The 9697-nt window shown below is 71.0% G+C and carries 9 protein-coding genes; 6 read left to right on the top strand and 3 right to left on the bottom strand.

What is annotated here, in order from left to right:
• Window positions 1–636: 636 nt before the first annotated feature.
• The 3 genes from AC067A_RS34795 to AC067A_RS34785 all read left to right on the top strand — a co-directional run bounded on the left by AC067A_RS34795 (window position 637) and on the right by AC067A_RS34785 (window position 1811).
• Window positions 637–912 (top strand): hypothetical protein, encoded by a 276-nt coding sequence (locus tag AC067A_RS34795; protein WP_479247242.1) that lies wholly within the window; start codon window positions 637–639, stop codon window positions 910–912.
• Window positions 913–1295: 383 nt separating this feature from the next.
• Window positions 1296–1472, top strand: a complete 177-nt coding sequence (locus AC067A_RS34790) for a hypothetical protein (RefSeq protein WP_479247240.1) — start codon at window positions 1296–1298, stop codon at window positions 1470–1472.
• A 135-nt stretch (window positions 1473–1607) separates the two neighbouring features.
• Window positions 1608–1811, top strand: a complete 204-nt coding sequence (locus tag AC067A_RS34785) for a hypothetical protein (RefSeq protein ID WP_479247239.1) — start codon at window positions 1608–1610, stop codon at window positions 1809–1811.
• 871 nt (window positions 1812–2682) lie between these two features.
• Here AC067A_RS34785 and AC067A_RS34780 read toward each other — a convergent pair.
• Both AC067A_RS34780 and AC067A_RS34775 read right to left on the bottom strand, forming a co-directional pair.
• Window positions 2683–3492: a phosphodiesterase gene (locus AC067A_RS34780; protein WP_479247237.1), complete on the bottom strand. Its 810-nt coding sequence runs from the start codon at window positions 3490–3492 to the stop codon at window positions 2683–2685.
• A 573-nt stretch (window positions 3493–4065) separates the two neighbouring features.
• Window positions 4066–4287, bottom strand: a complete 222-nt coding sequence (locus tag AC067A_RS34775) for a hypothetical protein (RefSeq protein ID WP_468881871.1) — start codon at window positions 4285–4287, stop codon at window positions 4066–4068.
• Window positions 4288–4469: 182 nt separating this feature from the next.
• Here AC067A_RS34775 and AC067A_RS34770 point away from each other — a divergent pair, with 182 nt between their 5' ends.
• The 3 genes from AC067A_RS34770 (at window position 4470) to AC067A_RS34760 (ending at window position 7298) form a co-directional block, all read left to right on the top strand.
• Entirely contained in the window at window positions 4470–4859 is a 390-nt protein-coding gene (locus tag AC067A_RS34770; protein ID WP_479247235.1) for a hypothetical protein, read from the top strand.
• A 904-nt stretch (window positions 4860–5763) separates the two neighbouring features.
• Complete coding sequence (locus tag AC067A_RS34765; RefSeq protein WP_479247233.1) at window positions 5764–6810, top strand: pentapeptide repeat-containing protein; 1047 nt, start codon at window positions 5764–5766, stop codon at window positions 6808–6810.
• Between the two features lie 146 nt (window positions 6811–6956).
• Window positions 6957–7298: a TetR/AcrR family transcriptional regulator gene (locus tag AC067A_RS34760; RefSeq protein WP_479247231.1), complete on the top strand. Its 342-nt coding sequence runs from the start codon at window positions 6957–6959 to the stop codon at window positions 7296–7298.
• 669 nt (window positions 7299–7967) lie between these two features.
• Here the strand turns inward: AC067A_RS34760 and AC067A_RS34755 are convergent.
• On the bottom strand, window positions 7968–9635 hold the full coding sequence (locus tag AC067A_RS34755; RefSeq protein WP_479247229.1) for a glycoside hydrolase family 64 protein: 1668 nt from the start codon (window positions 9633–9635) through the stop codon (window positions 7968–7970).
• Window positions 9636–9697: the final 62 nt, after the last annotated feature.

Here is a 9697-nt window from a genome sequence, read left to right as displayed (position 1 = left end):
TGACGGCCTGACGGCCTGACGGCCTGACGGCCTGACGGCCTGACGGCCTGACGGCCTGACGGCCTGACGGCCTGACGGCCTGACGGCCTGACGGCGACTGGGCTGGTGGCAACGGCGTCGACCGCGGTTGCGTACACACCTTGCCCGTTGAGGAAGCCGCGTCTCTGGCAAGTGCACCCTGTGCGGGCGCTGCACGCGCCTGAAGCCTCCCGTGGGGAGCCGGGAGGCGGGCGCGGCCCTGCCCTCGCGGGCGCGGGAGGGCGGAGCCGGCGGCATGCCCGCGTGGGGTGGGGGCGGGGGAGCCGCTTGTTGTTCACCCTGCCACCGGGCTGCTCGGCTTCGCCAGAGGCGTGCACAAACCAGTCCTGGCATATGCCGAGTTCGCGCCGGAAGGTGCTCTGTTCCTTCGTACGATGGGGTGATCATCCTCGCGTCGCCGTTACGGCAGCTCCCTCACCGGGTTGGTCAGACATGCGAATGAAGATCCTGAGTGTGCTGCTCCTGAGTGCGGCGGCCGCGGTGGTCACTCCGACCGGACTCGCGATGTCGGCGGCCGCGGACAAGCCCTGCCCGGCGTCCGAGCGTTGGACAGGGGATCGGCGGTGCTACACGGCCACCGCGCGGAACGTCGCTCTCGTGGACCTGCACATTCAGAAGAAGAAGGGTCGCGACCACGCGCGGGCGGCAGGCTGGGTCGAGGAGGGCGGCGCCGTATGGATGGAGGTCAAGAAGAACGGCGGCCCCGCTAAGCGGGTGTACCTCAAGCGGGTGGCGAAGGGCAGCACGGACAACCCGCACGCCGCCTCGCGCCAGAAGGCGACGGGCTGGCAGGACGACGGCCCGGGCCACCTCGTACGCGGCTGCGCGGCGAACGCCGGCGACCAGCTCAAGGCCTGCACCGGCTGGCACTGACCATGTGACGCAGCCCCAACGGCAACCAACTCCGTGACAGCTGAGCCGCCGTTGACCGGGTATGACTTCCCCTGCCTGCCTGCCTGCCTGCCTGCCTGCCTGCCTCCACTGCCGCCGAGCGGCAGCCCCTACCGAACACGGCCCCTTCACTCCGATCCCCTTGATCTCGTCGCCGAGCCGGAGGAGCACGAGCCATGGCCGGGGAAAGGCAGGCACTCGGGGAGGTGGTGTCCCTCGGCCGGCAGGCAGCGGAGTGGATCCCCGCCCTGCTCCTGTCACAAGGGCCTGGATCGGCGGCCTGCTCGCGGACGCCGTGGAAGAGGCCGCGAGCAGCCTTGATCCGGCGGACTGCGACCACACCACACGGTGGGCAAGGAGGAGGCGTGTCAGAGTCGGCCCGCGAGCGATTGGCCGGGCGCACCTACGAATCCGCCGACATGACTCCCAGCGCTGCGGTCCACCGCGTCGCGCTGGTCGCCGTCGTCCGCGTCGTCCACGGCATTCCAGGTCCCTCGCCCACGACCCACGACCAGTGCGCAGGCACGATCTCGCCATCCTGAGCTCGATCATCGACAGCGTCATCGGTACGGCACTCAGTGACTCACGCCGACTCCCCTGAGCGCAGGCCTCGGGAAGACGTGTGTGACCCTATCGAGTGCGGCGACCGGACACTCACCGCAGCGATTGATCCGATCATGAACGAGATCATCACCGTCATCCCTGCCACGCTTCTCGCCGCCGGACTCGCCCCCGCCGCGACCGCCGCCGTCTCGCCCGCCGAGGAGACGCACCTTCAGCTCACCGCCGCCCGCACCCAAGGCGAAGCCGAGGTGATCGGCCACGTCTGGCTCGACTGCCCCACCGGCGAGACGGGCTTCGTCGCCCGCGCCCCGTGCTGATGCCTCTCGGTCGCGGCGATCAGGTCGAGCACCGATGACACCTGCCCCGCCCCTGGGCTGACGCCGTCAACCCAGCTCAGTAACTCCTCGGTGAGCCCCGCTGTTGCTGTGGCTACGCCGGCAAGACCTCGTCCGGCGTCTGCCGGATGGAGGCTTCACCGCAGGCGAAGCCGGCTGCGGGGGCCCGGCATCGCCTCCTCCATGCGGCCATGGTCCTCTCCGATGGATCTACGGGGCTGCTCCTCTCCCTCCTGCTCACCGCTCAGGTCCCTGGTCTTGCAAGCAGCTGCGACGCGAACACGGCAGACGTCGTCCCGCCGCCCGGTGCCCAGCCCGCCTGCCTCCGCCTCCCAGAGTCGGCGCTGCGGTTGCCCGTGGCACGCCGCAGAGCACCGGCCACCGAGGCCGAGCAGGTCCGCGAAGTAACAGCGGAGGACGCGGCTACGGCGGTGCGCGTGCGACTCGAGCGCACGACCGGCTGGCTGCCTTCGCTGGAGGCCGTAGGGCTGCGTATCCGCCGCCTGGTCAGCTGCGGCCGCAATAGGTGTGCGGCCGCAGCAGCTGTCCGGCTGCCGCCAGCGGCACTGCATGCCGTGCGAGGCGCGGAGCGATTCCCGCTCGGTGGCACGGCGATGGGGCGAGCATCCTCAGCCGTTCTGTTCGGCGGCGATAGCGGTGTCCACCCGGCGCGGGGCGCCGGTTAGTGCGCGAGCTCGGGCTCTGGCTGGGTGCCATCGGCCATGAGCAACGACAGCACCCAAACCGCCGACGTCCGCCGGCCATGGATTCTGTGCCCCTGCGTGCTCCAGCACGTGGACCGATCCGAGACGGGCGGCGTCGGGCTCCGGTGGATGTGGATCACCCTGGCTCCTCAGCTTCCCGTGCTGGTCTCGTACGGCCGCTTGTCGCTCTCGTTCCGCCCGGCTCGGGACCCTGCGTACGCGGCGACGCGCAGCGCACGCAGGCGGTCGACAGGTCGGAAGGAGGGCAGGCAGTTCCGGTAGGGGTCGAATCCGTGATGAGCGGGCGCGGGCTCCGTACCCAGGAGGGTCAGCCGAGCCAGAAGCTGCCAGCCTGCAGGCGTCCCGACGCGCAGATCGAACACGACGGGCTGTGCGGCGGCCGCCGCCCCCACCGCTGCCGGGTCGGCGGCGATCCGAGGGGAGTCCGGTGCGGGAAACGCCGCCACGACGCCCTGCCCGGCGCCTACGACGTAGGCCAGGAGCGTGGTGTAGGGGCCAGCTGTGGCGGATGTGCGCGGGAGCGGCACGTGCCGGGTCAGGCGGCCACGGCCGCTGCTGGTGAGCAGTAGCTCTAAGGAGTTTCCTGTTCCGCCCGCGTCCTCCACTCGCAGCGCGAGACCCAGGCCGTCGGGAAGCGGGCGAGGCAAGCCGGCCGCCCTCGACCACCGTGCCGTCACCGGGTACGACGCGGGTCGGTCGAACCACGGCACACCCCAGCGGATCTCTTGATCAGGCACGTCGAGACGGCCCGTGAGCACCACACCGTGGGGGTGCAGGGCGGGCCGGGCGCCCCGGCGGCGAGCGACGGCCCGCGCCACGCGGAAGACGGTGCCTGCCATGCCGGGGCCGGTGCTTGCCATGCCGGGGTCGATGCCCGCCATGCCGGGGTCGGTGCCCGACCCGCCCGTGCCCCCGATGCCCGTACCACCTGTTCTCATGCCCGCCGACTACCCCGGTCGCTCCGGTCGACTCGTCCGGGGCGCGTCCGAGCTGCTACGACAGGCGCGCGGGGAGGACGAGGAACGGCGGGGTGGGTAACGCGCCTGTGAGGAGCCGGTGCGGCCGGCGGAGGGGGAGGCCGCCCACCGACTGTTCCTTCACGCTGGCGGACATGGACGCCTCCAAGCCCCGCTTCCTGCCCTTGCCGCTATCCCTCCACGACGCCGTCCTTGTCCAGGCCGCAGCCTGAGGGGAGCGCTACGCGAACCCGCCGCTGCGCCGCACCACCCCACGGGCCGCACCACCCCACGGGCCGCACCACCCCACGGGCCGCACCACCCCGCGGGCCGGCCCGCCCCTCGGGGCGGCCCGACCCGCGAGCCGGACCACCCCGAGGGTCGAGGCCGTCCGGGCCTCGGAGGCACAGCGCCCGCCCGTCCTCGTCGCTCGTCTGTGGACCACCTCGCATCGCACGGGACGGCCGAGAGCGGACCGGCCGGCCCCGGTCCGTCGGCGAACCGTCCTTCGACGGAGTTCAGAGGGCATACATCGGAGCCGTGCGCAGTGGACGATCACCACTCGGGATGGACGTCGTGGCTGTCGTAACGGGAACCGGTCTCGGTGATCCAGGGTCGGAAACGCCCGGGCCCGGAAGCCTGGTGCGCGTAGGTCACCGGCTCCTGCGTCTCGTCGGTCACGATGACGGCTCCCGCCTTCTGCGCACAGCGCAGGGCGTGCGTCCAGTGTCGGCCACGATGATCGGTGCGGTAGTCGGGGATCTTGCATTGGGTCATCGCTCTCACCGCCATGCCATGAGGTCAGCCGCCCACCCGCAAGGAACGGGCGAGCGTCCGGCTGGCGCCGAACATGCGGAAATACCCTATTTGTGTATTTTTTGAACATCCCGGCTCCCGGACTGGCTCGGCAGGCACCGGCTCCAGTCCGCCACCCCCGATCACCGCAGCATGGAGAAGCAATGGCGTCGAGCGTCTCGGTCCTCCTCTACAGCAGCCACGCCGACACCCGGGCGCAGGTCCGTCTGGCCGTCGGGCGCAGCCCGGCCTCCGATGTCCCGCCCGTCACGTTCGTCGAGTGCGCGACCTTTCCCGCGGTTCTGCGGACCCTGGACACGGTTCACATCGACGCCTGCGTGCTGGACGGCGAGGCAGCCCCCCTGGGGGGCATGGGCGTGTGCCGACAGATCAAGAACGAGGTCTTCCGGTGCCCGCCGGTCCTGCTCCTGATCGGAAGACCACAGGACGCCTGGCTGGCCACCTGGAGCCGCGCCGACGCCGTGACCACCCTGCCGGTGGAGCCGATGGAATTCACCGCGGCCCTCGCCGCACTGCTGCGCGCGCCGCGCTGACGAGCCCGCGCACGGTAAGCGGTGAGCGGTGAGATGTCGGGCCTTGGATGGTTGATCATGGTCGGGTGGTGGGGCCCGCGTCTCGTGCAGTGATCATCAGCAACCGCCGGATCACGGACCTGTCGGCCGATGTGATCACTGAACTCATCGCTGAGGCGGATCCGTTGTGGCGTGAGCGTCACCAGACCAGACCAGACCAGACCAGACCAGACCAGACCAGGCCAGGCCAGGCCAGGCCAGACCAGACCAGACTGGCCCCGCCGGACCGGGCCAGGGCCTGGATCGCCAAGGTGCCGACCCACGAGCAGGCCCTGCGCCCGATGCAAAAGCGCCCGCCCAGGGCCCTGAGTGAGTTCTTCCGCGACAGAGGCAGAACCAGCCCAGCCGGTCGTCTGTTGTTTCTTCTGACTCTTCACCCGTGACGGCGAGGGCTTCAGCCATGCTCGTGCGTGCGCCGGGGTGCCGGGCCGTCGGACGCCCACCAGCAGGACGAGGGTCCGGGGCGTGCGGGGCGGCCGGGCAGTGAGGATGGCGCGGGCGGACTCCTCGATCGCGAGGCCCCGTGCCAGTCCGTAGCGGCGATCCTTGTCCCCGAGGAGCTGCCTGCTCCTTCGCCTGGTTCGCCCGAGTGGGGGCGCGGTGAGCGGCATGGCCGCGTTTTGTGGTGTGCCATGGCTATGTGCAGAGGAAACGGGATCTGGGCCGGCTGAGGATCCTCGCCCGGCGCCGTCCGGCAGCCGGGCCGACGGACGCCGCTGCAGCCGGGCCGGAATCGGGCGCGGGATCAGGCAGCCGTACGGAACGGGGACCGGGACCGGAACAGGGCTCAGGGGCCGGCGGGAACCGGTACCAGGGCTGGGCCCTGGCTGCCTCCGCGTTGCCGGGCCTCGCCGCGCTCGCCGCCGTGTTGTTCACCTGGATGCAGGTCGGCCAGGCGAGCAAGGAACTACGCATTGCCGAGGCCGGACAGATCACCGACCGGTTCAACACCGCGGTCGACAATCTGGGGTCGGCGTCGCTGCACGTCAGGCTCGGAGGCATCTACGCCCTCGGGCGTATCGTGCAGGACTCCCCGCGCGACGACCCCGCCGTCACCTCCGTCCTCTCCGCCTACGTCCGCGACCGGGCGCCGCTTCCCGCGAAGAAGCCCGCGCCGACCGCCGGGACGCACACCCCGCCCGCCGACGTGGCCGCAGCACTGACCGTCCTGGCCAACCGGCAGGAGCCGGCCCGGCCCTTGACGATCGACCTCAAGCAGGTCGACCTCCGCGGACTGGAGGGCGACGCCGTACCGCTCTTCGATGATCCCCTGACCTCCAAGCGGAACTTCCAGTACGCGAATCTGGCGGGCGCCGATCTCGCTGACGCCAACATCTCCTGGTACGACTTCCGCAGATCGTTCTTCGAAGAAGCGAACCTGACCGACGCGCAGCTCACCGAGTCGGACCTACGCGAGACCACGTTCAACCTCGCGAACATGACGCGGGCGACTCTCGTCGGCGCCGACCTCACCCAAGCGCAGCTCACCGGTGCCGACCTGACGGAGGCGGTTCTCAGCCATGCCGACGAGAGCACCGGCAGCACGAAGGACGCCATCCTCGTCGAAGCGGATGTGTCGGACACGAAACTGGTCGGCGCCGATCTGAGAGGCGTGAAACTGGTCAGGTCCTTCCTGGCCGGGTCCGATCTGAGCCGCGCCGACTTCGGCGGCGCCGACCTGAGCGGTGCGACCCTCAGCAAGGTCGGTGCCTCTTTCATCAGCGCGGACGTGAAGCTGGTGGGGACTTCTTTCAGGTCCGCGGACCTCCGCGGCGCCGACCTGCGGGACGTCGACTTCACGGGCGCCGATCTGCGGGGCGCGGACCTGCGGGGTGCGCGGCTATCCGGGGCCCGCCTGGCGGGTGCGAAGGTCGACGCGAGGACAAAGGGGCTTCCCGACACACCGCGGTGAGGCTTTTACGGGATGTTCGCCGGAACCAGGTTCGTGGCGACGGAAAAGGGCGGGACCGGTCCCTGTGCTGCGCTGATTGCCGCGGCAGCGCTCATGAGACTGATGGCGTGTACGGGGTGCACACCATCGGTGCGTTCTGTCGATACATGCCCCTCCCGCGCTTCGACCGCCTTCCCGCGGAACGCCAGGAGTCGATCCTGAGCGTGGCACGCCGCCACTTCGCCGACCACGGCACGGAGACCGCCTCCTACAGCAAGATCATCGAGGCCGCAGGGTTCCCGAAGACTGCCGCCCACCACTACTTCGACGGTCGGGAGGACCTGCTCGCAGCCGTACTCGACGGCGTGCTGGGGCGGGCGGCTGCCCGGGGACCTGGGGCCGTGGCTCACAGCACGCGACGAGCCGGAGTTCGGGGACCGACTCGGCGCCGGAGCCGGCGCGCTCGCGGCCCACCTGCGGGACCACCCCGACGATCTGGCGCTCGCTGACCCGGCCATCGGACGGGTGCGTGAAGGGGACGGGCCGTGGCTGGAGTGGTCCGACGCGATGGTCTCGAACGGGCAGGCGCTGGGAATGATCCGAAGCCACGTGGACCACGGACTCCTGGTGACGGTGACGGTGACGGTGACGGTGACGGTGACCGTGGCGGTCGTCAGGGCCGCTGACGCCTGGGCTCTCGCCCGTATGCAGGCCTTGTCTGTGTCGGCGCGTGGACTCCGGAATTCATCGGTGTACGGCCCGACACTGCGGGCCGCGGCGCCGGACGGTACCTCCTGGACCACGTGCCGGCGGCCACTCCCGCCCAAACGGCCTTCTTCCTGGCAACGGCCGATCCCGTGAACGTACCTCCCTATCGCCGCTTCGGCTTCGCCGGCCTGCGGCGGACGCGCCGGGACCGCTCGACGTCGGAGCGATGGTGTAACCAGGTACAGGCTGGCCGGCACGAGCTCACGGAAGTCACCCCGGAGGAGGACGGCGATGAGCCGTACGGCAGTTCTCCCTCGTCCGTCGCGTGGGCGGGGTGGCTGTGACGGGTGGTTGCTTCCCGCTCGCGCGGGGATGCCTCCCAGGACCTGACCGCGGGGAGGACCGTGCTTTCGTCCCGGTCGGCGCGCGGCCGGGACCCGCGCGTCCGCGAGCCCCGGCCCGGACACCCCTCAGGCGAAGGTGAACCAGTTGACGTTGACGAAGTCGGCGGGCTGGCCGCTGTCGAAGGTCAGGTAGACGTCGTGGGTGCCGGTGGTGCGGCCGATGTCGGCGGGGACGGTGCGCCAGGCCTGCCAGCCGCCGGTGTTGGCGACGGCGAAGCTGCCGACCGGGGTTGCCGTGGGGCTGCCGAGGCGGACCTGGACCAGGCCGCTGACGCCGGCGGCGGCCCCGGACGCGACGCGGGCGCTGAAGCGGGTGGCGCCGGTGGTGCCGAAGGCGACGGACGAGAACCTGAGCCAGTCGCCGTTGGACAGGTGGCCGACGTCGGAGCCGCCGCCGCTGTCGGAGCACGCTTCGACCTGGGCTCCCGACTGGGCGTTGAACGCTTCGGCCTGGATCGTGGCGAAGGCGCTGACCCCGCCGCCGGTGGCGGTGGCGGTCGGCGTCGGGCTCGGCGTACCACCGCCGCCGGCCATTCCGCCGACGGTGATGGTCCAACGGCCGGGGCTGCCGGACTGCACCTTGCCCTCGAAGTCGACGCCGGCCGGGTGCACGTCGTCGTACGGGAAGGCGTACCCGAGGTGGTCGGGGGTGGTGTTGTGCAGGATGCGGGCGTAGTGGTTGGTGCGCGGCCGGGTGTAGAAGGCCGCCGGGTTCTCGGCGGTCGGCTGGTGGGGGTTGTCCAGCAGGGTGGTGCGGTTGAACGCGGCGGCGAGCCGTGCGCTGAGGTTGCCCATCAGGTCGTTGCCCGTGGTGAAGGGCGCGTCGCTGCAGGAGAAGATCGACAGGGTCGACGGCTTGGCGAAGCTGCCGGCCCCGGGGAACGTGAGGATGTCGCCGTTGACCCGCCCGGTGAGGGTTCCCCAGGTGAACTGGGTGTCGATGCGCAGGTCGGTGGAGCGGTACTTGTTCCACACCTCGTCGACGTAACTGTCGAAGTAGCCGCGGAACAGGGCGTTGTTGCCGCGGATCGCCAGGTTGGGGCTGAGTACGCGCAGGTCGCCCCCGCCCTTGGCGACGATGAGCCGGCTCCAGTCGCTGCCGTCGGCGGCGGACTGGGCGCGCAGGGCCGCGGCGACCCGGGACAGCCCGTCGGAAGGCAGCCCGCGCACCGTCTGGGTGCCCTGGCCGGTCTCCAGTTGGAAGGCGATCGGCAGCGAGACCATGTCGACGAACGTGATGTTCGCGTACAACTGGTCCGCGTTGAAGGTGAATTCGCAGAAGTCGTGGTGGACGTTCGCGTTGGGGTCGGTGGGGTTGCTCACCGACGGCAGGGCGAGCCCACCGCCGCGGTTCATCAGGAAGGTGAGCTTCGCGCCGACGGAGAAGTAGATGCGGCCGCTGTACAGCCGCGGGAGCGTCACCCGGCGGGCACCGGCGCCGGACGCGTTGAGCGCGATCGCGCAGTCGGCCCCGAGCGGGGTCTGGTCATTGGCCGGGGCCGGCGGGTGGTACAGGGTGGAGCCGTTGGCCTGGACGAAGGCCCAGTTGCCGCCGGCCGCCGGGTCGCGGCCGAGGACGTAGGCGTACACCGTGTTGTCGCCGGTGGTGTTGACCAGGTCGAGGGGGAGCGTGGGCGTGGTGGCCGCGTTGGCGCCGGCCTCGAGCCAGGTGGCCACGGCGGGGACCGCCACGGCCAGGCCGGCGGTCGCGGCGAGGAGCTTTCTGCGGGACATCGTTCGCTGGTGGCGTGCCGTCACGGTGGGGGTCCGTTCTTCGTGAGGTCGGGTGGGGAGCG

This window comes from Streptomyces sp. NPDC043176, assembly GCF_056436715.1.
Note: the sequence above shows the minus strand (reverse complement) of the source record. Positions and strands in the feature narration are given on the sequence as shown.

Coding starts and splice junctions, on each gene's coding strand:
- AC067A_RS34785 (WP_479247239.1), top strand. CDS start 1,608: ATGAACGAGATCATCACCGTCATCCCTGCCACGCTTCTCGCCGCCGGA.
- AC067A_RS34780 (WP_479247237.1), bottom strand. CDS start 3,492: ATGAGAACAGGTGGTACGGGCATCGGGGGCACGGGCGGGTCGGGCACC.
- AC067A_RS34775 (WP_468881871.1), bottom strand. CDS start 4,287: ATGACCCAATGCAAGATCCCCGACTACCGCACCGATCATCGTGGCCGA.
- AC067A_RS34770 (WP_479247235.1), top strand. CDS start 4,470: ATGGCGTCGAGCGTCTCGGTCCTCCTCTACAGCAGCCACGCCGACACC.
- AC067A_RS34760 (WP_479247231.1), top strand. CDS start 6,957: ATGCCCCTCCCGCGCTTCGACCGCCTTCCCGCGGAACGCCAGGAGTCG.
- AC067A_RS34755 (WP_479247229.1), bottom strand. CDS start 9,635: ATGTCCCGCAGAAAGCTCCTCGCCGCGACCGCCGGCCTGGCCGTGGCG.